Origin of the sequence: Oxynema aestuarii AP17, from assembly GCF_012295525.1 — a bacterium.
Lineage (GTDB): Bacteria > Cyanobacteriota > Cyanobacteriia > Cyanobacteriales > Laspinemataceae > Oxynema > Oxynema aestuarii.
The window spans coordinates 2,006,080-2,029,525 of sequence record NZ_CP051167.1 but is presented as its reverse complement, the minus strand read 5'-3'; the positions used below and the strand labels follow the sequence as shown (position 1 = coordinate 2,029,525).

Sequence of the window (23,446 nt, the reverse complement as noted above, 5' to 3'; positions counted from 1 at the left end):
AGACACCGGGTAGGGGACACCACCCTGATTCTACGCCATCCCCGCCACTGAGAAACCCGGTTACTGAAGACCTCTGATTTTCCGTAAATCCTCCAAAAACTCCTCTCGCGTCACCGACTCTAAAACATCACGCCGTTCCTGGGTATAATCTCCCTGACCCCAACCCATTTGTTGCAAAAAGCGAATTGCATCAGACTGTCCCAAATGATTGACTAAAATCTGATAGCCTTTTTCTCTTAACTCTACTGCATTCATCATCCATAACTCCTTATTATTACTCCTGTAAAACCTGAATCAGCCAAACCACTGGATTGCTAATAGCAACCTTTAATTGAGATGCGTACCTGCGAGCGGTTTTGAGCAGGCGATCGTCTGTAGAAAGAAAAATATCTGCCCCAGCCGCTTCAGCACAAGCCAGATGAAAAGAATCGAACAGCCCAAACCCAAACCCTTCTAATTGTTGTGAACGTTCCTCCACCGTCGGATTAATTTCTTGCATCTGGGTTGCTAACGCCAAAAGACTAAGGATGCTCGTTTTTTTCTCCAGATTTCGCATTTTTTCCAGTTCCACTAGAATAGCTTCACTCGAAATGAGTTGCCATTCTCCCGTGCGAACTCGTTCCAGAATCGTTAAAACTGAGTCTCCCTCTAGCCGAACCCGTTCCTGCGCCCAATCATCAAAGGGGCGATTGAGACAACACACATCTAAATATACCGCAACCATCAACCCCCCCTACACATTAGCTACCACCCACTCGCACGCCTGCACAAACCCCTCATCCACTAACTCCAGATGACTGTTTCCGACAGGCCAGGAGGTCTTGAATCAGGGAGAGATAAGCCTGCACTCGCCGTTCATCCATCGCCACACACCGGGTAGGGGATACCATCCCGATTTTACCCCATCACCGCCAGTCCCAAACCCAAGAAACCGGGTTGTGCTCATCCCCTCATTTCTCCCCTAAACCCTCCCCAAAACCTGGTTTCTCTCCCTTTGCTAAGTTTTCTAACTCCCTCAACCCAGTCTTTAACTTAGGGACTGATGAGGATAAGCTCAGGGAAATAGGTTTGGTAACGGGTCGCATCACGAGTGAGTAGACTGTATCGACACACCAACCCATGAGCGCCAATATAGAAATCCGGTAAAGGCGATCGCCTCACACCACCCCGGCGACGATACTGCAAAAAGGCTTGACCCGCTAAAAATGCCGCCTCATAAGGTAATCCGTCTCTCTGAAAAACGCTAGAAGATAATACGGATTCGACTTCCGTTACTTCTTTAAACCCAATGGAGACTTCTGCATAAATAATTGGGTTGATATGCAGTGTTCCAGTTTCGGCACAATCAGCCAGTTGCGCTGCTGACCTTCTGCGCCCCAAAAACGCCCCTACCTGTTGCGCCAGATTCTGCAAAAATCCCGCCAGATTCTCCTCTCCCTCCTCCTGCAACTGTTGCGCCACGCGATCGCACATCTGCACAAACCCCTCATCCACTAACTCCAGATGACGGTTGAGGACCTCATTTTCCTCCCCACTCGGACATTCCAGGAGTTCTTGAATCAGGGAGAGATAGGCTTCGATGCGTTCTTCGTTCATGGCGACACCGGGGTACTGGCTATCTCTTGGTTATAACGCAACACCCCCACGATCCCATAAAAACCATCCCCCCAAAACAACGCAACGTACGCGAATGGAGTTGGGTTTGGAGACCAAATCCCTACAATCCACCATACTGAAAAGGCGATCGCAATGGTTCAAAGAAAATATGACCCTCATATTCATTAGACTCAAATTCAAGTTTGCACAGACTGAAACGAGGGCGGTGAAGGGTTAATTTTTAAGTTCGCCGCGTTCCCAGGTTCCCTCGATGCGAGTGCCGTCAGCGTAGATATAAACGCCGTCACCGTGCTTTTTGCCTTGTTCAAAACCACCGATATAACGATCGCCATTCGCATAGGTGCATTCTGCTTTTCCTTGAAATTCCCCTCCACTGACTTCACCCTGACAACGATCGCCGTTGGCAAAAATATAGGTTCCTTCTCCTTCTAAATTGCCGCGATCGAACTCGCCTTGATAGCGGTTGCCACTGGCAAAAGTATAAACCCCTTCCCCGTGAAATTTACCGTCTTGAAATTCCCCTTCGTAAACACTACCATTGGCAAAAGTATAAACCCCTTCCCCTTGGGGTCGTCCTTCGACAAATTCACCCTCATAACGGTTGCCATTGGCAAATTCACGCACTCCGGTTCCGTGAAATTGACCGTTTCTAAATTCACCTTCGTAATAGCCACCGTCTTTAAATTCGTAGCGACCGCGATCGTGGGGTTTGCCGTCTATAAATTCACCTTCGTAGCGATCGCCACTGGGAAACTCGCGGATCCCTTCTCCTTCCATTTTCCCGTTGATAAATTCGCCTTCGTACTGTCCGCCATCGGCAAAAATATAAACGCCTTCGCCGTCGGGAACGCTATCGGTTAAATTACCTTCGTAACGGTTGCCATTGGCATAGTTACAAACCGCTTGCCCGGTAATTTTTCCGTCAATTAGTTCGCCTTCACAACGGGTACCACTGGCAAAGGTATAGACTCCTTCACCGACAGGTTCTCCTTCTCTAAATTCGCCTTCATACTGTCCGCCATTGGCGGTGATATAGACTCCTCGTCCGTGAAATTTTCCATTTTCAAATTCGCCTTCGTAGCGAGTTCCTCCGTCAAATTCACGAATGCCTTCGCCGTGAAATTGTCCCGCTTGAAATTGGCCTTCGTAATAGCCTCCTTTGGCAAAGGTATATTTACCGGAACCGTGGGGTTTTCCGGCTTGAAATTCGCCTTCGTAGCGATCGCCGTTGGCATAGTTACAGGTTCCGGATCCTTCTAATTGTCCGTTTTGTAGTTCGCCTTCACATTGACCGCCATCGGGAAGGGTTATCGACCCGGCGATCGCGGGAATTTTGGGAAAAAACAAGGTAGAAATTAGAAAGATCGGAATAGTGTATTTTTGAATGGAATCAAGCATGGGATTGAAGGAAGTAGTTTTAGGAAATGGGGAGGCAGTCAGAATGCCCGCACCACAGGAGGGAAGATTGATTTTTTAATGATTATTTCCTGATAAATTCTAGAATATCCTAGAGTTTATCTCAATTCAAATGGAACGGAAACCATGCGTCCCTGTTGTCCATTTTCTGAAGAATCAAATTGCCAACTCCAGGCGCGATCGATCGCTGTATTATCGAGTACGGGATAACCACTGGAACTGATGAGTTGAACGTTGCTAACATTGCCGTTGGGATCGACATCAACACTTAGTAAAACTTCTCCTTCCCAACCTTGTTCTCGGGCGATGTCGGGATAACTCGGCTTGCCACAATTGATACAACCGACCGAACCGGAACCGGAACCGGAACTCGACGAATTGGGAAGATCGCCCATTGGGCCGGAATTGGCGATCGCGGGTTCGTCAAAGCCACTACTCGCCCCGGGATCCCAGTCGTTGCTGGGGGCGTCGTAGCTGTCGTAACTGCTGCTACTGTCGTCGTAGCTGGGCGTCTCGTTGAGAAAATTACTCGAATCTCCGGTGGAATCGGCGATCGGCGCGCTATAAGAGCTAGAAATCGGGGCATTGCTGCCTATTTCACTTTCTGCATAAGGATTGCTCTCGTCTAAGGGCGCCATCGATCCGGTTTCGTCGCGACTGGAGGTCGAGTAATCATTGTAGCTGGAGGCGATCGGGTCGTTGGGTTCGCTGGCGTCCCAGGTATCGGACGGCGACGGGTCGTTATACATTGGCGGTTGTACCGCAGGGGCTGAGGATTCGGAGGCGATTTCAGGTTCGGAAAATTCCGCTTCGGTCGATCCGGGGTCGAAATCGCTCTCTATGTCTGGATTTTCGTAATTTCTGGCAATTTCTGGCGGTTCGGTCGTCGTAAACTCTTCGATCGCCTCGGTCGGATCTTCGATCGCGGGAGAGGCGATCGGATCGTTCGGCGGTGACGACAGTTCGGGTTCGGAGATCGGCGGCGATGTCGGTTCGTCAAAGCTGGAGGAAGGCGTTTCGGAAATCTCACTTTCGGGCATCTCCGGTTCGGAAATGGCGGGTTTCTCACTTGAATCCGTAATCGCCGGGGATTGAGTGACCGGAGGGGCGATCTCGCGCGGTTCTTGCGGTTCTTGGGGTTCTTGGGGTTCGGAGATCGATCGTGCGATTTCTGGAGAGTCGGCGCGATCGAAGTTATCAACATTATTCTGAGTATCGAATAAGGGTCGCGTCGGTTCGGTCGGCGATTCGGGGATACTTTCCGGTTCCGAAAACGATTCCCTAGGAGAACTCTCACTAATCGTTTCAGTCGGCGATCGATAGGACTCCTCAATAGGCGGTTCCTCGATGGGCGGTTCTTCGATCTCGGGTTCCTCGACGGTCGGTTCCTCGACTTCGGGTTCCTCGACCTCGGGTTTCTCGACGACGATAAACTCGATCGCCTCTTCCGTTACCGTCCTCGGTTCTTGCGCCAACAATTGCAATCCCAACGGTAGGATCGCCACGTGGAGGGCGATCGAACCGAGCAAACTCCAACCGATAAACCGTTCGATTTGCTTTTCTTGTCGTTCTCGTTGCGACGAATAAACGCCATACACGCTCATCGTTTCAGCATCTCCCGCATCAATTCGGACGCCTTAATTTCCCGGATTGACCTCCGCGTTTGAGGGGGTCAAGACGATCGGTTTGCTTCCCAGAGGTCGAACCGGACTGGAAAAGCAATAGCATCACACCCTAGAATCTTTATCATTATTGAGACTCTTTAGCAATAGATTTTAGGCGACGATCGCGCGATCGGTCTATTTTTTGGACTTACAAAACGCCTAAAACCCTTAAAAAAACGATGTTATAGCCAATTTAGGCGATCGAAAATTTCTCGGCGATCGCCGTCGGTTGAAAAAATCTCTGAAATTACTTGACAAGTAATTTCAATTGAGCGTAGGCTTTTTGAGAAAAGCTTGCAATTTTGCCAATGGAGAGTCACAAGCACCTCAGTGTCTGGCTCCCTTCTTTTTTCATTACGTGAGAACTATATGCTTGATATCATTGCTGCTGGTGGCTTAGTCGCTTGGCCCTTATTAATCGCTTCCGTGGTGGCGGTGGCGTTAGTCGCCGAACGATCCTATTTTTGGTTTCGCATCCGCAAACGAGGACGTAAAGTTGCAAAAGACGCATTACAAACGTACTTACAAGATCCCCAAGCTGCTTTTAGTAAATTGGGGATGAATACAGATTTACCGATCGCCCGAATTTTCTTAGAAGCCCTCGAACTTAACGATCCCAATCCCGAAGAATTTCGGCTTGCTTTGGAGAGTGCCGTCCAAGCAGAAATTCCCGTTTTAAAACGGTTCAATACCGTTTTTGAAACGATTGTTAATGTAGCCCCTTTATTGGGCTTGCTCGGCACAATTTTGGGCTTAATGAATGCGTTTTCATCGTTACAATTAGGTGATGTCGGTGGAACGGATACCGTAGGCGTTACCGGGGGCATCAGTGAAGCCCTTGTTTCTACCGTAATGGGGTTAATTGTTGCAATTTTTACCCTCTTATTTACCAATATGTTTCGCAGTTTTTACCTGCGCGAGTTGGCCTTAATTCAAGAAGCGGGAGGGCAACTCGAATTATTCTACCGCCATCGCTACGAACGAGAACAGGAGAAAACTTATGCGAGTACCCGATGAACCGGAAAATTCGCCACAAATTAACATCGTACCGATGATCGATATCATCTTTAGTATTTTGGCGTATTTTATTATCTCATCTCTGTTTTTATCCAAATCTGAAGGTTTACCTGTCAATTTACCCAAGGCTTCTACCGCTCAAGTACAAGCAGAAACGCGCAAAATGACGATTACTCTCGATGCGGAAGGAGTGATTAGTTTAGATAAGGAAGAAATCGAGTTAGACTCACTCGAAGAAAACCTTCGCGATCGCATCGAAAAAGAGGGAGAAAGTTTGGTGATTTTAAATGCAGATGAAGCTTTAGATCACGGGCGAGTTGTTGCAGTGATGGATAAGGTTCGCCGCATTGAGGGTGCGAAGCTGGCGATCGCCGCTAAAAAACAATAAGGGCAAGGGTTTTATTTCATTTTCGATTGTCATGAAATACACCGGAGTAGGGGCGAACAATTTTCGTCCCTACGGTCGTTATTTAACTCATTTAATACCGATTTTCAAAAATAATGAGAGAGATCGAGGGTAGGGACACGGCAATGCCGTGTCCTTACAGGCGATCCATCTGCATCGAGAGTTTAGAAAAATGGTATAACTTACCGCGATCGCCACAACAACCACAGAAAATAAGGGGTTCCGATCGCCGCCGTGACCAGTCCCGAAGGGATTTCGGCGGGGGCGACCACGATCCGACCGAGGGTGTCGGCGACGGCGACGAGTAAGGCGCCGAACAAGGCGGCGAGGGGGACGAGTTGGCGGTGACGCGAACCGACTAGCAATCGCGCAATGTGAGGGGCGACCAAGCCGACAAAACTGATGGTTCCGACGGTAGAAACGGCGGCGGCGGCGAGGGCGACGGCGATCGAGATCGCCAGGGCGCGGGCTTTTTGCAACTGCACTCCCAGCAAGCGTGGCAAGTCTTCGCCTAATGCCATCAGATCGAGCCAAGGTGCGAAAACCCATGCAAGCGGCAGCAAAACAAGTGGCCAAGGACTCAAGCGGGCAATATCTTCCCAATTTCGTGCGTAAGTGCTGCCCGCGAGCCAAACTAAAGCCCGGGCGACGCGCAACTGGGCGACCACGACGAGCAAGTTAATTCCGGCGGTGCAGAACGCTGAAACCGCGATTCCGACGAGGGCGAGGCGAGTGGGTGAAAGGTTGCTGCGCCATGCGATCGCGCCGATGAGTGCAAACACGGCAAAAGCTCCCACAAAAGCGGCGATCGCCACGGCTTCGACGGAGGCGCCCGGGAAGAGAACCAAAATGAAACAGACCCCCAATCCCGCCCCAGAGGTAATCCCGACGATTTCCGGTCCGGCGATCGGATTTCTCACTACACTTTGTAAGAGCAAGCCACTCACAGCCAGGGAGGATCCGGCGAGGAGAGAGACGACCAGGCGCGGCAAACGCAACTCGAAAACAACCCAAGTGTAGAGTTCGCTTGCATTTCCGGCGATGAGGGCGAGGAATTTACCCGGTGAAGAAGATAAAGTCCCCAAGCTCAAACTGGCGATCGCGGCGACAAAAATTAGCCCGATCGCGGCGAGGGTCAGAGCGGGATAAGGGTAGCTTCTCCCTTGGTGAGAAGAAGAGCGCGCCGGACTGGATCCGCGATCGAGTCGCTCGTTTTTACCCACCAACCAAATTAAAAACGGCGCCCCGACCAAGGGAATCGTCGTTCCCACGGGAATTTCACCGAATCCCGCACTGAATTGCAACGCGCAAATATCGGCGCCGACCAAGACGATCGCCCCCCAAATGGCGGCAGCCGGGAGTAAAGTCCAGTGAGAGCGGCATCCCATTAATCGTACTAAGTGCGGAGCGACAATCCCAATAAAGCCGATCGGGCCGACCACACTGACCGAAAGAGCCGCTAAAAATACGGCGATCGCCGTACAAATCATGCGAGTTTTTTGCAAATTTTGGCCGAGCGATCGGGCTACGTCGTCGCCGAGCAACAAAATATCCCAATTTTTTGATAAAAGTAAGGCAAAAGTTGCAGGAATAGCGATTCTAGGGGCTGCATAAGCCGCATTACTCCAGTCCGTTTGTCGCAACGAACCCGCCCCCCACAGAAAGATCCCAGACAATTGATTTTCGTAAAAAACTTGCAAGATTGCCGTCAACGAAGCGAGGGCGAGGGAAACGGCTACGCCGGATAAAGTGAGACGCAAGGGAGATAAGTGGACTCCCGCAGCGATCGCGTAAACCAAGGCGGCGGCTAGAATCCCGCCTGCTAAGGCAACGCCGACAGGCGATCGATCGAACCACTGAGGGACGAAGATTAAGGCGGCGGTGACACTGAAGTATGCCCCCGCATTGATGCCGAGGGTGGCGGCGGAAGACAGGGGATTGCGGGTGACGGTTTGGAACAGAACCCCCGCCATGCCCCAGGCGGCCCCGGTCATCACCGCGATCGCCGATCGAGGTAACCGCAGCGATCGCACAATTTGGGCGTTCGGGCTGCCGTCCGGGGCGAAAACTGCCCCTAGGACGGTCAATAGATCGATTTCGATCTCTCCCTGGGCGAGATGGGCGATCGCGAGTAACATCAGTAAAAGTAAGCCACCCGCGATCGCGATGCTTGCCGATAGAAGGGGGGCGATCGATCCTTTTTTTAAATCGGCGATCGAGAGTGTTTTAGACAGATAATTCACGGTGAATCGAGGCAACTAAATCAAGTTTGAGCAAGGCGATCGATTTGAATTGGTTAGATCATTTTACTAAATTTTTGATAACATTTTTACCTAAGAGTTCCGCCGACAGTGGGCCGCCAAACAACCACGTTTGACCGTCAAGGGAATAAACGCGGTCCTCTTTAACAAATTTTAAGTTTTTCCATACAAAGTTATTCGTTAAAAGTTCTAAATAAGGATTGCTTTTATTAGAGATATAGAAGAAATGAGCGGTTTCTATTTGAGGTAAAGACTCCACCCATACCGAATTAAAACCAAATGAATTAGAATTCCCTTTCCATAAATTATTTAAGCCAATTTCTTGTAAAATTTGTACCGCCATCGAACTCTCGTTAAATAATCGCAACTCCGGACCGATGGGGGGCAGTTGTCCTAGGACAAATTTAGCGTCATCCAATCCGATTCCCTTTAACTGTTGGGAGATGCGATCGAAGTTTGAATGCATTTGCTTGAGAACTGCTTTACCCCGTTCTGCTTGACCCACCGTTTCGGCAATTTTTAAAAACGTTGCTTGCATTTCGTCCAATTGCCGGATTCCTTGGGGTGGGGGTGGTGGATAAGGATTGAAGAGTAAAGTTGGGGCAATTTTTGATAAGGTTTCTTTGATATATTCGTGACGAAATTGGACGCCGATAATTAGATCGGGATCGAGTTCGGCGATCGCTTCTAAATTCGGTTCCTGTCGCGTTCCAACATCGACAACATCCTCGGCGAGTTGCGGTTCGATTTGTACGAATTGCTGATAACCTGTAATATCGGCAACGCCGACAGGTTGAATCCCTAAAGTGAGTAAATCTTCAACGTAAACCCATTCTAGGGCGACAATTCGCTTCGGATATTCGCCATTAACTTTTAAATTTAATTGCGGGCGATCGCTCGTACAAGAAAAAATAAATACTCCTAATAAAAAACAGACTAAAAGTTTTAAAAATTTACTTGGTTTTTTTAACATTGTTTTATGTTTGATTTTTATGAATTTTTAATCCTCATCAATAATTTATTGGAAAACAAGTTGGCAATCCATTAACTGGATGAGGAATAACCGTCATTTTGACTCCAAAAACTTCTAAAATTTTTTCTGGGGTCATCACTTGTGCGGGGGTTCCCATTGACATGATTTCACCGGAACGAAACATAATCATGCGATCGCTATAAGCTGCGGCTTGATTGAGTTCGTGCAGTACCCAAACCACTGTAATTTGTTGTTCTCGATTGAGACTTTTAACTAAAGAGAGAATATCTAACTGATGGCGAATATCGAGAAATGTTGTTGGTTCGTCTAATAATAAAATCCCCGTTTTTTGGGCTAACGCTAAAGCAATCCACGCCCGTTGTCTTTCCCCACCCGATAAAGTATCGACTGCACGATCGCGCAAGGATTGCAATCGAGTCATTTCTAACGCCCATTCCATCGCAATTTTGTCTTGTCTCGATAAAGTACCTAACAGCGATCGATGGGGATAACGCCCGTAACCGATTAACTCCCAAACGGTTATTCCTGCGGGAATATCCGGGGATTGCGGTAACATTGCCAATTCGCGGGCGATCGCCTGGGTTGGCATTTTTGCAATATTTTTACCGTTCAAATAAATTAGACCGCGTTCGGGCTTTAATAGGCGGGCAATGGTTCTTAAAACGGTACTTTTTCCCGATCCATTAGGGCCGATCAACGCAGTGATTTTACCCATTTCGATGTCAATGGATAAATCAGAAACGATCGCGAGATCGTCATAACTAATTTTTAGATTTATGGCCCGAATTGCCCAATCAGTTGCTGCTATCATTATTTTTCTCTATTTGCGTTCATTTTGATAATTTTCAGCGAATTTGCCCAGACATAATTCGCTATAATTCGCTTAAGAATTTACCACAAATGAACGCAAATTTAATGGTTTTCTGCGTAAAAACTACACCGATAAGTTGAGGCGATCGGAGATCGCTTCGTGTAAAGCATTATTTACTTTACCGAATGCGGCAGCATGGGGGCGATCGCCATCGTCGGCATAACCGTAAGTAATCAGCCGATTGCGATTGAGGCAAAGTTTCGTAAATTTGGGTGCCAATAAATTGAATAATTCAAAGCGATCTTGCAATTCGGGAAACTGACGTTGATAGTTTAGAATTACTTGGCGAACTTGCTGCCAAAAATCGCGTTCGTCATACTGATGAAACTCTTCTAAGATATCCGACAAATAGCGATGGTGACAGATAAACAACCCTGCAAAAATAAACTGGCACAATCCCTCGGGAGGTTCGCTGAGTAAGATTCCTTTCAAGTCTGCGGGTATCGACTCTAACTCCGGTAAGGGATGGCGACTGACATTGACATCATCGACAAAATCTTTCATTGCCAATCGATGAGGAATATAATCTTTAAGAACGAGAATGGTATTTTCACCGTGGGGAGAAAACACGACGCCGTAGCGATAGAGATAATGTAAAAGCGGGGGCAATACGGTATTAAACAAGCGGTCTAACCAAACTTGCGGTGACAATCCCGATTTTTCAATCAGTTGTGACACAAAAGGTTTGCCATTTCCATCGATATGAACTAAAGCAGCTAAAGTAATCAATTTTTCGTCAGTTTCGCAGTAAGATAAAACACTTTCCCGCCACAGACAACCCAGCATTTCTTTATATTGATAAGGCGCCCCATGCAGGGCAGTAAAATAGGGATGTTCGTAGTTAATACTAGCTACTTCTCCCGGCAAAATTAAGCGACATTTTTGAGAAAGAAATGAGTCATTTTTCCAAATCGATGTAATCCATTCAGTAACTTTAGGGGCGATCGCAGTCCGTTCCCCCGGCAGTCCTCGATAAACCAACGTATTGAGAATACTCAGAGGTAATTTAACGTGACGTTTGTGGGGATTACTAATATTAACAAATGTCCGAATAGACTGCTGGGGTAAATAAAGATCGCTGCTTTTGCCGAGATAGACGATCTTTCCTTTAGCAATTTCTTCGGCAAAAATTGGGATGATTTTATTGTCCCACTGCCAGTCATGAACGGGCATCAATAAATAATTATCGGGATTGCGATTTTGCGCGGTTAAAATTGCTTTAAATTGGGCGAGATCGCTTGCTGATAATTCTTCTGCGATCGCTTGTTCGTAGTCGAGATCGGCGATCGCATTAAATTGGGCGGTTTTTTTAGAAACGGCCAGCCATGGGAGATGAACGGGTTGCTGATTTTCTGGGGCATGGGCCAAATAGTCGGCATATCCAAAACCGATTCGCCCTTTATTGAAGGTAATCCAAGGATGTCCCTCCATTTTTCCTTCAAGATGGGCGTAATCTAAAGCGAGTAAATCTGTTTGTTGTTCGCTTTGTTGTTCGCTTTTTTGCCGATCGATATGGGCATCGGCGAGTAAGGTTTGACTGAGTTCTTTAATTAAATGTCCTGCTGTTTCCACTGTCATTCCAACGGCTGTATGACAGTCGAGAACGAATTGAAATGGACTCGATCCTTGTTGCCAAATTTGACCGTCCCACCGTTGAATTGAATCCGGTTTCACACGATAACTATCAAATAACCGTTGTTTGGCTTCAAATTGATAAGCAATGCCTTCGGGAAGACTGAGTTTATAAAGGGCTTGCCGATCGCCTGTTTGTTGCAGGCATTCCGGTTTAACAATCTCTTCATACATAAACTCGGATAGCATTTTTGCCAGCAACTTTTGGCTAACGTTTTGCCAGCGTTGCGACTGTAAAGTAGCATTGAGAGTGTCTAAATTTTTCATGACAGAAACTCCAGGAAATCATTCAATAATTGTGAACGAGGCTATAGTTCGACTTCAGACGGTTGAAAAATGGGTGCCCGAAAAATCGTTTTTTGGGCAAAAAGAAAGTTGACTGCACAAATGAAAGCAGCAACAAATAAAGGCATTGCTAACGTATAGCGTTCGACTAGCCAAGACGCGAGTAAGGGGGCACTTAAATGGCCTAAATTGGCAAAAGACATGGCGAGGGAATAGTTAAAATGAAGGCGATCGCCCCGACTGCGATCGAATAACCGCAGTTCTAAAGCAGACTGACTGGTTGCCAAACAAAAACCGTAAATAAGGCGGGCAATAATGAGAATTCCGAGGGATATAGTCCATCCTTGGAGGAATAAAGTAACGGACAATAAAACCAGTCCGACAAGATAAATAGAATGAAGGCGATCGCGATGAAAAGATTTGCGAATGTAAGGCAACGCGGCGATCGCCATTGCACTCGGAATCATGAACAAATAACTACTTTCATTTAAGGTTATGCCCAAAGTTTCCGATTGGGTCACGTAAGCCGTAAAGAAAGGACGAATTAAGTTATTTGCCAGTTGAAAGGTTAGGATAATTAAGCCGATTGCCACTATAAATCCCCAGCGATCGCCGAAGCTTGAATGTTGCTCGGATGGTGGTGTAATTTCTCGGCGAGTTTGCGTATCTCTTAGAAAGATAAAACACAACAAAAACTGAAATAAATCGGCGATCGCGATCGCGTAAAATAGGGACAATGGGGCTTCTAAATTGACCATCCAAGCCCCGGCGATCGTCGCGGCAATAATGCCGCCGTGAAATACCGCTTGATAGGTTCCCGTGACGGTGGAATGCTGTTGAGAATCAGTCAGTTGAATAATTAATGGATAAACCATCAAATAGCAACTTTTAAATAACAACAAGCCAATCGTATAAGCGAGAAAGCAATTTGCACTCGTACTCGTCGCCATTAAAGCTGTAAAAAAGGCCGTTCCAATTTGAGCGCAATAGAGCAAGTATTTGACTTCAATCCAACGGGAGAAAACTCCCCATAAAGGGGCGCATAAAACCACAGTTAGGCGACAGATAAAAATGTAATATCCCGTATAGGAAAGATCTTCAATGCCAAAAACCTTGCTGAAAAATTGGGGATAGAAGGGCGATAGTAAAACCTCGGTAAAAATTGAAATAAAGACACAAGAAAATAGAGCGATCGGAATCCACTTTGGATTGACTTTCATCAGGCAACCCCGAATTGCTGGAACACGTTACGGCGTTCGACTGGATAAACTGTTTCGCCGAGGAGGGTATTGATAATGACAGAGTTGCGATGCGCCCCCAATCCCAAATCGGGCGCCCCTATTCCATGGGTATGAAGTTCGCCATTTTGGACAAAAATATGATTGCTAATCTCGCGGTTTAAAGCCAGACGATAGTCAAATTTAACCTCATATCTACCGCGACTGTCCCACTGAATTAAATCGCGAATACCGTCGATGCATCGAGGAATAGCATGACGATATCCCGTGGCGAGAATGACGCAATCGGTTTCGTGAGTAAAGCGAGTTTCTTGCTGACTGTGACGGTATCCCAGGACGAAACGATCGCCTTTTTCTGTTGTCACGCGTTCGACTTCTTTAACTTCTACTAAGGGAAGTAAGCGAACATTGAGAGGTTGACCGCCGATCGATCGTTCGTAAAGTAAATCGTAAATATCGGCGATTGTTTCAAAGCTAATACCTTTGTAAAGCAATCGTTGTTCGGACAACAGACGATCGCGTTTTTGGGGTGGCAAGTGATAGAAATAGTCGATATAGTCTGGTGAAAAATGCTCTAATCCTAGCTTAGAATATTCCATTGGCAAAAAGCCCGCCGATCGCGTATGCCATTCTAAACGATAGGAATAGTTTGACTGTTGTTGTAACAGTTCGTAAAAGACTTCTGCCGCACTTTGTCCGGAACCAATGACCGTAATTGAATCAGATTGTAAAGCGCGATCGCGCCGATTCAAAAATTCAGCAGAGTGGAAAATATGGTCGGAATAAATGTTTTGGAAACAGGGTGGGACTTGAGGGATGCTACCGACGCCCAAAACTAAATGATGGGCAAAGTAAGTGTTCATTTTTCCCGTTTTTAATTCTCGGGATTCGATTTTGTAATAAGTTTCAAAATCGATATTTTCCAAAGTAAGTGACTCTACTCTTTGCCCAAATTGACAACTGTTTAACTGTTGCGAAACCCACCGACAGTAATGATTGTATTCTCGGCGAGGAATATGGAACTTCTCGAAAAAATAGAAGTGATAGAGACGAGATTGGGCGTGCAAATAGTTCAAAAAGCTGTAAGGACTGCACGGATCGGCCATCGTTACCAAGTCGGCTAAAAAGGGGACTTGAATCGTACTATTTTCAATAAGTAAGCCGGGATGCCATTGAAATTCTGGTTTTTGTTCTAGAAATAAACAGTCGAGATTGGTTTGGTCTAATAAAGCGGCCAGACCTAAGTTAAATGGGCCGAGACCGACGCCAATTAAATCGTAAATTTTTCCGTTTATTGTTCCGTTCATTGTTCCGATTTTTTTCTGAAAGATTGGCGATCGCAAAACATCAAAGCAGCCCGTTTATCCGGAAGTTCGATTTCTCGCTGAAAGACAAAGCCGCAGCGTTTGAAAATATGAATCATTTTGGCATTGCGGATGTCCGGTTCGGTGACGACTTTTTGCGTTTGAAGTTTTGGCGTTGCTGAAAATTCAAACTGTAGGTTAGTCATTGCCCGCAATAATGGCAAAGCATAGCCTTTTCCTAAAAACTTTGGTTCGCCAATTAATAAGTGAATTCCGCGATCGCCCGCGTCTGGTTCGTAACATTGGGCGATCGCATCATCCTTGGCCCAATATGCCTCCCAATAACTCATAGGAACCCCATCGAGATAGCCAATATATAGGGTTTGATGGCGATCGCTTAAGGCTTTTTCTAAATGCGATCTCATTCGATCGCGATCGAAATTCAACTGCCAAAAGGGAATCACGTGAGGTTCGTTCATCCATCGGTGAATGCGGTCTAAATCTTTCTCTAACTCGACCGGACGAAAGGCGATCGTTTTTTCGAGCGATCGATCGAATTTTTTGTAACTAAACTGTAGTTTTTCTTCAGTTTGTGGAAACTTCATGAGATCTCTAATGGAGTAAAAGTTCTAGTTTTCAGGGTGTAAGGGATTATCCAACCACACGTAAACTGACTGACTCGCTAACGACCCGACTAATTCATCCATATCGTGAAAACGAGTCATTAAATTCGCCTTACAGCGCAATTTTGGCTGACTTAAATTCTCTAAAATTTTGGAATTGCCGGGATTAAATCGCTTCACCCGTTCCAAGGCCGATCGCAGTTCGTCTAATAGCAGACTTTCGTCAATTAAACCCGCGACGCCAAAGGCATTAATCAATCCAAATAAATTGTTTTGGAAGAAGTAATATCCCAAACGTTCGTCAGATACTTTGTCATCGCAAACGGTCTGGCTAGTTTCGCCAATTCCAGGAAGAAAACGATTCAAATGCTCGAAGTAAGATTGACGGAAATAATACCCCTGATTGTCGCGATAGTAAAAGCGATCGGGGTAGCCATTTTTGAGTTGTAAAACACTATTTTGCTGGTGGGCTTCTACGGCAACACCGTGAGTGAAATACAGCCACAAAATCGGGTCTAAAGAAATGTCTAAATAGCGGCGAAACCATTCTAAACTGATATCGCGGCTAGATCGTCTTTCCCGTTTTACTAATGCGCGAATGATGTGGGCGAGTCGGGAACCGTCGCTGTAAATCGAATCCTGACATAAAGAAATAATGCAAGTCGCGTCTGTTTCTGGGTTCGTTTGAAAGGGGTTTTCTCGCAAAATAGTCGCGAACGCGGGTAAGGGTTCCCCATTTACTTGAACGGCGAGATAAGCCGGATCGCGAATAATTTGGAATTGGGGAAATTTTTCGCCTAATTCTCGACCAATTTCACTGTCTAAAAGTCGATACACTTCGACACTACGTTCCAATTCTTTATAGAGATTTGTCCGCAAAGAATTGGTGATTTTCACGTTCAAAGAAAGTTTGAACATGAAAGCTCGGTCTGGATGATAAACTGTCCGAATAGAAGAAGTTGGTAAATAGGGCAATCCTTGCCGTCCTAAATCTTCTAACAAGCCCCGATCGCGCAACTGTTGACCGATCGGTTGGCGCAGAAGAAAATGAGCTTGCCACGGATGTAAAGGTAACAAAGAATAGCCATCATTTTGACAGTATTTTTGTTTGAATTCTTCAGAAATACTGTCATCTTCTAGCAGTCCCTGTTTGATCGCTTGAGTTGCCGTTCGATCCAGGGCCGATCCTTCGAGAACGATCGCGGGATTGAGGCGAAAATAGTGCAGGGAAAACGATCCTTTCAGTTCTGGAGAATAAATCGGTAAATCTTCTTCAGCAAATCCCTGACGACTTTTCGGGGTTGGGTGTAAATGATGTCCGAAAATTAACGCTTGTTCCGTGGTGGCAAAATTGCTAGAAAATTCGCTTAACAGTTCGGCATCTTGGCGTCTTTCGCGAATAAAATATTCGATATTGCGGCAACTTTGAACGACGCGCAATAAGAGTTCGTCTTGACTGGCGTGATGGTTGTGAACGATCGCCAATTCTTTAGAAAGTAAGGCGACTAAGGTAACGTAATCGAGTTCGATATATTCGGGATTGACCGTATTTTTATAGTAGAACGGAAAATGAAACAGATGACGACCTGTTGGAGACGAGTAACGCAGTCCGGCAATAATTTCTATCCCTTGGTGAGGTAAAGGACAGCGAATCAATCGATCCCAATTCTTGTTGAATTGTTGAAAGTTGGGAATATCTTCGGGAGTGGAAAGCGCGCCGCTTCCAGTTTCGCGCAAGTAGCAGTTAAAAAAGCTTTGAATGGTGGTGCGTTCGGCGATTTGTTTATCCGTTAAATGGAGATCGACAGGTTGAGAAATCGGTTTGAGGTTCATGGCTTCGATCGCAATAGTTGGACGGAGTAATTTCGAGGTAGAAATAAGAAGTTATCGGTAAAAATTGGCCGTTTCTCGATCGTAGGCTTGCCCTATCTCTCGAATCGTATCGAGTAAACCGACGAGATCTTCGATCGTAATCTGAGGATTGAGTAACGTGAATTTGAGATAAGTTTTATCCTCAATTTGCGTTTTGGCAATAACTGCAATGCCGCGATTGATTAAGGTTCGGCGAATGCAATCGTTAATCTCGTCGGGGCGATCGCACCGTTGGGGCAAATAGCGAAAAACGACGGTGTTTAGGGTTGGAAAATGAGCGAGTTCTAAATCCTCGTGGCGTTCGATCGCCGCCGCCGTTTGGCGCGCGATTTCGAGGGTGGTATCGATCATCTTACCGAAAGTCACTCGACCGATCGCCTCTAAAGAAATCCACAGTTTCAAGGCATCGAAACGCCGCGTAGTCTGCACGGATTTCGTCACTAAATCGGGGATACCTTCCTTTTCATTCGTTTCTGGATTGAGATAGGCGGCGTGCAGTTTCATCAAGTCGAAATTATCGCGATCGCGCAACAAAAAAGCACCGCAACTAATCGGCTGATAAAATAACTTGTGAAAATCGACGGCGATCGAATCTGCGAGATTGATTCCAGCTAAATTTTGACGGTAGCGATCGCTCAAAATGAGCGCCCCACCAAAAGCAGCATCCACGTGCAACCAAATCTTGTATTTTCGAGCAATTTCGGCAATCTCAATTAACGGGTCGATACTGCCGAAATCGGTAGTTCCGGCGGTCGCCACGATCGCGATCGGTAGCAGGTCGCGATCGCCCAACTCGGCGATCGCGCGTTCCAAGGCGTCCACGGACATCGATCGATCGCGATCGCACGGAACCGTCACCACCGATCGCTCGCCCAATCCCAACTGGGCGCACCCCTGACGGACGGTGAAATGGGCGTTTTCGGAACACAACACCCGGAATTGCCCGGCTTCGGGGGGCAAACCGCGATCGCGAACGCACCAATTATACCGATCGCGGGCGTAGCGATCGCGGGCCAGCAACAACCCCATATAATTCGATTGAGTCCCGCCACTGGTAAACACGCCGTCGGCGGTGGTGGAGTAGCCGAATTCGCGGCACAACCATTGAATTAAGCGCACTTCGGCGATCGTCGCCGCCGGGGACTGATCCCAGGAATCCATCGATTGATTGGTCGCCGCCACGATCGCCTCGGCGGCGAGGGCGGGAATCACTGGAGGGCAGTGCAGATGGGCGATACAGCGCGGGTGGGAGACCACCACACTATGGCGGACGATCGCCTCGCCGACGCGATCGAGGATGCGATCGATCGCTTGCGGATCGTCGGGACACGGATCGATCGCGGCCAAGCGATCGGCAATCTGTGCTGGAGTAGCACCACTATAGGGTTGCGACAGGCGCGCGAAATGGCGTTCTAAAACGTCGAGACTGGCGGCGATCGCCTGGCGGTAAGCCGTTTGACTGGCTTCGGAATTTCCGAGAAAATAGCGATCGAAGGGGCGCGATCGATCGGCGATCGCGCTATCGTGGTGCAGTTCTAACATCAACCGACCTCCGCCAAACAATCCGCTTGTCGAGATCGATGGGCCGATCGCACTGCCGCATCAAAAATCTCGCTAATTTGGTCAATTTGCTCGGCAGTAACGATTAATGGCGGTAAAAAGCGCACGACCGCCCCGTGACGCCCGCCTAATTCTACAATCAAGCCGCGACGGAAGCATTCGCCCTGAATTTCACGGGCTAAGGTCGGATCGGCAGGGTACGATCCGATCGCGTTCGGTTCCGCCTCCGGGTTGACGATTTCGACACCGACCATCAAACCGCGCCCGCGAATGTCGCCGATCCAGGGACAGTCTGCCTGAGTATGCCGCAGGTGACCTGCGAGGCGATCGCCGGACGCCCGGGCGCGATCGACGAGATTATGCGTTTGGATATAACGCAAAGTTGCCAATCCTGCCGCCATCGCCAATTGGTTACCCCGAAAGGTTCCGGCGTGAGCGCCCGGGGACCAGCGATCGAGCTTTTTGTGATATAAAACCACGGATAAAGGCAAGCTGCCGCCGATCGCCTTCGACAGTAAAACCACATCGGGAATAATCCCGGCGTGCTCGAACGCATACAGCCGTCCGGTCCGTCCCCATCCGGTCTGAATTTCATCGACGATCAGGGGAATGTCGCGATCGCGCGTCATCCGCCGCAGTTCGCGCAGCCAGCGATCGGGTGAAGGAATGACGCCGCCTTCCCCTTGCACGACTTCCACAATTGCCCCGGCGGGTTGGGTGATACCGCTTTCCGGGTCGTCGAGAACCTGCTCGATGTAATGACAGCCGATCCGCGTGCCGAGTTCGCCGCCGATCCCAAACGGGCAGCGATAGGAATAAGGATAGGGCATAAAATGCACGTCCGGCATCAAATTAGCCACAGCGTGTTTTGCCCCCAAGTTGCCCGTCAAACTCAAGGCGCCGTGACTCATGCCGTGGTAACCGCCGTGAAACGACAGCATACTGCGGCGTCCCGTCGCCGTTTTCACCAACTTCACCGCCGCTTCGACCGCATCCGCCCCCGTCGGTCCGCAAAACTGAATTTTGGCATTTTGCGCAAAAGCTGACGGCAAACTGGCGAACAGTTCCTCGACGAAACGATCTTTAACCGGAGTGGTCAAATCCAGGGTGTGCAACGGTAAATTTTGCTGCAACAGGTCTTGCATCGCCGCGATCGCGATCGGGTGATTGTGACCGAGGGCGAGGGTTCCCGCCCCCGCCAAACAGTCGAAATACTGGTTTCCGTCCACGTCGGTAACGAAAATTCCCTTAGCTTCGCGAATGGCGATCGGAATCCGACGCGGATAGCTGCGGGCGTTGGACTCTCGCCGCGCCTGTCGGTTTAAGTACCCTTGTTGAGAATCTTTTACAAGAAATGGTGTCATGCTGACCTCGGAGAGTGAATCGGTAACGTTGCGACTATTCAAACTATTGAAACTATTTAAACTGTGGAAATACTGCGTCCCGCGATCGCGCGGGGCTTTGGAGCGCTCGTTAGTTGCCATTTATTCTCAATTGCTTAAGAGTCTAGACCGTATTGAGAATAATTGCAATAGGATCGGAAGATTTTTTTAAAAAAAAATAAAATAAATTTTTGCCAAAAATTGGAATGCAAAAACCCAGCTAAAATCGGCGATCGCCCGTACATTTTAGCCGTTAGGTTTCCAGCAAATAATAACTTTTATTTGTGTAGGGTGGGCATTGCCCACCCTACGGAATCTACCAACTTAACGAATACCCCAAGCGAAGGGTGCGACCCCGTGCCGCAGCATAGGCAGTATCTTGCCCTTGCAATTGAGAAACGACCGGAAAATATTGAGTGTCTAATAAATTTTCGACGCCCAAAACAAACCGTCCCGGTCCGACTTGTAGACTGCTAATTAAATCGAGGGTAATGTAACTATCGACTTCCCCCAAACCAAACCCTTGTCCTTCCGGATCGCGACTGCCCGAATAAAGCGCTTGCAAGCGATTATTCCATCCCGGTAACGTCTCATTTTCTACATAAGCAGTCACTTTAATCGGCGAAATCCGAAAACCGTTTAACGGGTCGTCATAATCCCCGTTATCTTCTAAATCCACGGCACCATCGGTCCAGGTAAACGTCCCTCCAAACGCCCATTTTTCGCTCGGAGTTACATCGAGGGCAAACTCGACCCCATACACTCTTTCCGGGGCGCGAACCACTTGGAAATCTTGGGTAAACGTCGAACCGAGATCGGAGGTATTGTAAAACCCAGAAAGAGAAGCGCGAACCTTTTCATAGTTGGCACGAATCCCAATTTCGTAGTTATCTACGGTTTGCGCTTCCGGGTCGAGTTCTTCTACCGAAAATCCCGCAGAAGCGCCGCGTAAAACTCGTCCGACATCGGCGATCGAAAACCCTTGAGAAAAGTTAGCAAATACGCTGATTTCATCGGTGGGATAGACGACGCCACCGATATTAAATAAGGTCGCGTCATAGTCGAGTTCGCCTCCTTCGATCGCATCTCCGGCGATCGTCGTGTAGTCATCGACATCGATATTAATGCGTTCGTGACGGACGCCACCGCGCAAGACGACTTTCTCCCCTAAATTAACTTTGAGTTGGGCGAATAACCCGAGGTTATCTTGTCTCTGTAGGGGCGACCAAGTGCGATCGCCAATCCGGCGATAAACTAAACCATCGCTATTTTCAAAAACCTCCGGATCGAAAATATCTACAGGTTGGTTGGTACTTTCGCGGACGTAATCGACCCCCCACAATAAATTCCCGTTTTCTTCGCCAAATAAGGGAGTATTTAACTGCAGCCGTCCGCCGTATTTTTCCGACTCGACTTGAGACTGAAAAATTGTGTTACCCAAACTGGGAAATTCCCGAGCGTCGAAGGGGAAAAAACGGGTAAAGTAATCTCGATAATAGGTTTGAGCGTGCAGGCGAGACCCGAGGAGATTGTCGTTGGTGTAATCGAGAGAAACGAGGAGGTTATCAGTTTGTTGGGAGTTGTCTAATTCCAAACCGGAAAGAGCGCGGGCTTTTTGGCGTCCGGGGAGTTCGTTGACGATCGGATCGGTAGTGTAATTCGTATCTTGATCGTCGTGGAAATAGTTAAATAACAGTTGAAGGCGTTGGTCTTCGGTGAAGTTATATCCTAACTTACTCGACACGTTTAAGGTGGTGGTATCGGCGAGTCCACCTTGGGCGTTGGGGTCGGGGGGGATGCGATCGCCGTCGCCGTCAAATAGTCCGTTCACTCCGGTATAAGAGGCATTTAAAGCAATATCAATCTTGCCCAATCTTCCGGAAACGGACTGTTGAATTGTCGGGGAGAGACTGTCGCCAAAATCACTCGGAAATGCGTTGAAATCGAGCCAACTTTGAGCGGTAATCCCTTCGCCGCGCCCCTGTTTGGTAATGATATTAATAATTCCTCCCGTGGCGCCGTCGCCGTAAATGGCGGTCGGACCGCGCAAGACTTCGACTCGTTCGATCGCGCCGGGATCGATCGTGCGTAAATCCCGCGCCACGTTGCGGTTGGTCGATTGCGGGATTCCGTCGATCAGGACGCTGATGTTGCGACCGCGCAAGGTTTGTCCGAAGTTACTGGCGCTTTGGGTCGGTGGGGACAGTCCCGGGACTTCTTGACTGAGGATGGTTCCGAGATCCCGGGTGACGCGCATTTGTTCTTCGATTTGCTCTTGTTCGATGACGCTGGTGGAACGGGGAACGTCGGTGAGGCGTTCGAGGTTGCGCGTGGCGGTGACCAAAATCTCGATAATATCGTCGGGACGCGCGTCTCCCTCGGCGCTGGGATCGGCGGAAAGGTTCGGTAGAGTGGGTGTTTCGACTTCGGCGGTGGTGACTTGAAAGATTAAGGCGCCACCTGCTTCGTTCCACTCGATCGCGGGTTGTCCGCTTTGACTGGTGACGATTAAGCGCACGTTATTTTCGTCGAGGGGACTGACCGCAATTTCGGCGATCGCCTCGTTCGGATTGTCGGCGCTAAAGCGATCTCCGTCCGCCAAACGCAAGCGCGTATTGAGAATATCTACGATTAAGGTGTTGCCGGAGGCCGAGGAAAAAATTTGGGGGGTCTCTTCTCCGTCAAATTCTAAAATTAGTTGCAATCCGTCGGCGCTCGTTTCCACGCGCACGTCAGTGATGGCGCTGGTGTCGGCGCGCACGGGGGCAACGGCTACAAGTGCTGCCGTTCCTGCAATCCAGAGACTTTGCCACAGTCGATTTCTACTCACGGTCGGTTCGGATGTTCCTATTTTTTTACAGGGGGATCCCGGCCCAACTGCGAATTCCAGTTCGGCGCGATCGCGTCTTGAGAATTTTTCTCAATTCAAATCCAGCCCACCCCCGAGACCCATAAATGATCTGGTTCGGGAGGAGGCGAAAGAGTTTGGGGTGTCAACCAGAGGTCATCATACACTTATTGCAAGTTATATTCAATTAGTTTTGAAAAGATTTTTGGAGGGCGATCGCCCCCGACCGTCGGGGGCGATCGCCCGAAATCCCTGTTAAATCGTGAATTAGAGCAGTTTTTGCCGTCGGTCGTCCTTTGGCTGTGAAAATGCAGACTTTAGCAAAATTAATACACTTAATTGAATTTTTACCTTATCTATTAAGCATTTATATGAATATTTATTTAGTTTTTTTGTAAAATACGTGCAAATAAAACTGTTCTTATTTATTGAAGATAATTCTAAATAAATTATTCA

18 protein-coding genes are annotated in these 23,446 nt (G+C 48.0%); 2 read left to right on the top strand and 16 right to left on the bottom strand.

Going from position 1 to position 23,446, the window contains the following annotated elements:
* Nucleotides 1-60 precede the first annotated feature (60 nt).
* The 5 genes from HCG48_RS08175 to HCG48_RS08150 all read right to left on the bottom strand — a co-directional run bounded on the left by HCG48_RS08175 (nucleotide 61) and on the right by HCG48_RS08150 (nucleotide 4,637).
* Complete coding sequence (locus HCG48_RS08175) at nucleotides 61-258, bottom strand: hypothetical protein (RefSeq protein WP_014276118.1); 198 nt, start codon at nucleotides 256-258, stop codon at nucleotides 61-63.
* Between the two features lie 16 nt (nucleotides 259-274).
* On the bottom strand, nucleotides 275-724 hold the full coding sequence (locus tag HCG48_RS08170) for a PIN domain-containing protein (protein WP_168568713.1): 450 nt from the start codon (nucleotides 722-724) through the stop codon (nucleotides 275-277).
* A gap of 308 nt (nucleotides 725-1,032) precedes the next feature.
* Nucleotides 1,033-1,596: a type II toxin-antitoxin system VapC family toxin gene (locus tag HCG48_RS25910; protein WP_246259968.1), complete on the bottom strand. Its 564-nt coding sequence runs from the start codon at nucleotides 1,594-1,596 to the stop codon at nucleotides 1,033-1,035.
* Between the two features lie 234 nt (nucleotides 1,597-1,830).
* Nucleotides 1,831-3,015, bottom strand: coding sequence for an MORN repeat-containing protein (locus tag HCG48_RS08155; RefSeq protein WP_168568712.1), 1,185 nt, complete (start codon nucleotides 3,013-3,015; stop codon nucleotides 1,831-1,833).
* 116 nt (nucleotides 3,016-3,131) lie between these two features.
* Nucleotides 3,132-4,637, bottom strand: a complete 1,506-nt coding sequence (locus tag HCG48_RS08150; RefSeq protein WP_168568711.1) for an energy transducer TonB — start codon at nucleotides 4,635-4,637, stop codon at nucleotides 3,132-3,134.
* Between the two features lie 429 nt (nucleotides 4,638-5,066).
* On the opposite strand from HCG48_RS08150, the gene HCG48_RS08145 reads away from it, so the two are divergent.
* Entirely contained in the window at nucleotides 5,067-5,714 is a 648-nt protein-coding gene (locus tag HCG48_RS08145; protein WP_168568710.1) for a MotA/TolQ/ExbB proton channel family protein, read from the top strand.
* Complete coding sequence (locus tag HCG48_RS08140) at nucleotides 5,698-6,102, top strand: ExbD/TolR family protein (RefSeq protein ID WP_168568709.1); 405 nt, start codon at nucleotides 5,698-5,700, stop codon at nucleotides 6,100-6,102. The genes HCG48_RS08145 and HCG48_RS08140 overlap by 17 nt, the downstream gene beginning before the upstream one ends.
* A gap of 200 nt (nucleotides 6,103-6,302) precedes the next feature.
* Here the strand turns inward: HCG48_RS08140 and HCG48_RS08135 are convergent, their stop codons facing one another.
* From HCG48_RS08135 to HCG48_RS08085, 11 genes are all read right to left on the bottom strand, one after another.
* Nucleotides 6,303-8,363, bottom strand: a complete 2,061-nt coding sequence (locus HCG48_RS08135; protein ID WP_210437200.1) for an iron ABC transporter permease — start codon at nucleotides 8,361-8,363, stop codon at nucleotides 6,303-6,305.
* A gap of 58 nt (nucleotides 8,364-8,421) precedes the next feature.
* The gene (locus HCG48_RS08130) at nucleotides 8,422-9,354 is read right to left on the bottom strand and encodes an ABC transporter substrate-binding protein (protein WP_168568708.1); all 933 of its coding nucleotides are present in this window, start codon (nucleotides 9,352-9,354) and stop codon (nucleotides 8,422-8,424) included.
* A gap of 37 nt (nucleotides 9,355-9,391) precedes the next feature.
* Nucleotides 9,392-10,186 (bottom strand): ABC transporter ATP-binding protein, encoded by a 795-nt coding sequence (locus tag HCG48_RS08125; protein ID WP_168568707.1) that lies wholly within the window; start codon nucleotides 10,184-10,186, stop codon nucleotides 9,392-9,394.
* A gap of 123 nt (nucleotides 10,187-10,309) precedes the next feature.
* On the bottom strand, nucleotides 10,310-12,145 hold the full coding sequence (locus HCG48_RS08120; RefSeq protein ID WP_168568706.1) for an IucA/IucC family protein: 1,836 nt from the start codon (nucleotides 12,143-12,145) through the stop codon (nucleotides 10,310-10,312).
* 41 nt (nucleotides 12,146-12,186) lie between these two features.
* A complete protein-coding gene (locus HCG48_RS08115; RefSeq protein ID WP_168568705.1) occupies nucleotides 12,187-13,383 on the bottom strand; it encodes an MFS transporter in 1,197 nt (398 codons plus the stop codon).
* Nucleotides 13,383-14,708 (bottom strand): lysine N(6)-hydroxylase/L-ornithine N(5)-oxygenase family protein, encoded by a 1,326-nt coding sequence (locus HCG48_RS08110; RefSeq protein ID WP_210437199.1) that lies wholly within the window; start codon nucleotides 14,706-14,708, stop codon nucleotides 13,383-13,385. Before HCG48_RS08110 ends, HCG48_RS08115 begins: the two co-directional genes overlap by 1 nt.
* Nucleotides 14,705-15,310, bottom strand: a complete 606-nt coding sequence (locus tag HCG48_RS08105) for a GNAT family N-acetyltransferase (RefSeq protein ID WP_168568704.1) — start codon at nucleotides 15,308-15,310, stop codon at nucleotides 14,705-14,707. The genes HCG48_RS08110 and HCG48_RS08105 overlap by 4 nt, the downstream gene beginning before the upstream one ends.
* Before the next feature lie 24 nt (nucleotides 15,311-15,334).
* A complete protein-coding gene (locus HCG48_RS08100) occupies nucleotides 15,335-17,161 on the bottom strand; it encodes an IucA/IucC family protein (protein WP_168568703.1) in 1,827 nt (608 codons plus the stop codon).
* Nucleotides 17,162-17,212: 51 nt separating this feature from the next.
* On the bottom strand, nucleotides 17,213-18,742 hold the full coding sequence (locus HCG48_RS08095; RefSeq protein ID WP_168568702.1) for a pyridoxal phosphate-dependent decarboxylase family protein: 1,530 nt from the start codon (nucleotides 18,740-18,742) through the stop codon (nucleotides 17,213-17,215).
* Nucleotides 18,742-20,244 carry an aspartate aminotransferase family protein gene (locus tag HCG48_RS08090; RefSeq protein ID WP_281362093.1) on the bottom strand — a complete coding sequence of 501 codons (1,503 nt, stop codon included), beginning with the start codon at nucleotides 20,242-20,244 and terminating at the stop codon, nucleotides 18,742-18,744. Before HCG48_RS08090 ends, HCG48_RS08095 begins: the two co-directional genes overlap by 1 nt.
* Before the next feature lie 214 nt (nucleotides 20,245-20,458).
* Nucleotides 20,459-22,972: a TonB-dependent receptor domain-containing protein gene (locus HCG48_RS08085; RefSeq protein ID WP_210437198.1), complete on the bottom strand. Its 2,514-nt coding sequence runs from the start codon at nucleotides 22,970-22,972 to the stop codon at nucleotides 20,459-20,461.
* Between the last annotated feature and the right edge of the window lie 474 nt (nucleotides 22,973-23,446).

Coding starts and splice junctions, on each gene's coding strand:
- HCG48_RS08120 (WP_168568706.1), bottom strand. CDS start 12,145: ATGAAAAATTTAGACACTCTCAATGCTACTTTACAGTCGCAACGCTGG.
- HCG48_RS08140 (WP_168568709.1), top strand. CDS start 5,698: ATGCGAGTACCCGATGAACCGGAAAATTCGCCACAAATTAACATCGTA.
- HCG48_RS08105 (WP_168568704.1), bottom strand. CDS start 15,310: ATGAAGTTTCCACAAACTGAAGAAAAACTACAGTTTAGTTACAAAAAA.
- HCG48_RS08170 (WP_168568713.1), bottom strand. CDS start 724: ATGGTTGCGGTATATTTAGATGTGTGTTGTCTCAATCGCCCCTTTGAT.
- HCG48_RS08150 (WP_168568711.1), bottom strand. CDS start 4,637: ATGAGCGTGTATGGCGTTTATTCGTCGCAACGAGAACGACAAGAAAAG.
- HCG48_RS08155 (WP_168568712.1), bottom strand. CDS start 3,015: ATGCTTGATTCCATTCAAAAATACACTATTCCGATCTTTCTAATTTCT.
- HCG48_RS08125 (WP_168568707.1), bottom strand. CDS start 10,186: ATGATAGCAGCAACTGATTGGGCAATTCGGGCCATAAATCTAAAAATT.
- HCG48_RS08175 (WP_014276118.1), bottom strand. CDS start 258: ATGATGAATGCAGTAGAGTTAAGAGAAAAAGGCTATCAGATTTTAGTC.
- HCG48_RS08115 (WP_168568705.1), bottom strand. CDS start 13,383: ATGAAAGTCAATCCAAAGTGGATTCCGATCGCTCTATTTTCTTGTGTC.
- HCG48_RS08110 (WP_210437199.1), bottom strand. CDS start 14,708: ATGAACGGAACAATAAACGGAAAAATTTACGATTTAATTGGCGTCGGT.
- HCG48_RS08100 (WP_168568703.1), bottom strand. CDS start 17,161: ATGAACCTCAAACCGATTTCTCAACCTGTCGATCTCCATTTAACGGAT.
- HCG48_RS08095 (WP_168568702.1), bottom strand. CDS start 18,742: ATGTTAGAACTGCACCACGATAGCGCGATCGCCGATCGATCGCGCCCC.
- HCG48_RS08130 (WP_168568708.1), bottom strand. CDS start 9,354: ATGTTAAAAAAACCAAGTAAATTTTTAAAACTTTTAGTCTGTTTTTTA.
- HCG48_RS25910 (WP_246259968.1), bottom strand. CDS start 1,596: ATGAACGAAGAACGCATCGAAGCCTATCTCTCCCTGATTCAAGAACTC.
- HCG48_RS08090 (WP_281362093.1), bottom strand. CDS start 20,244: ATGGCAACTAACGAGCGCTCCAAAGCCCCGCGCGATCGCGGGACGCAG.
- HCG48_RS08145 (WP_168568710.1), top strand. CDS start 5,067: ATGCTTGATATCATTGCTGCTGGTGGCTTAGTCGCTTGGCCCTTATTA.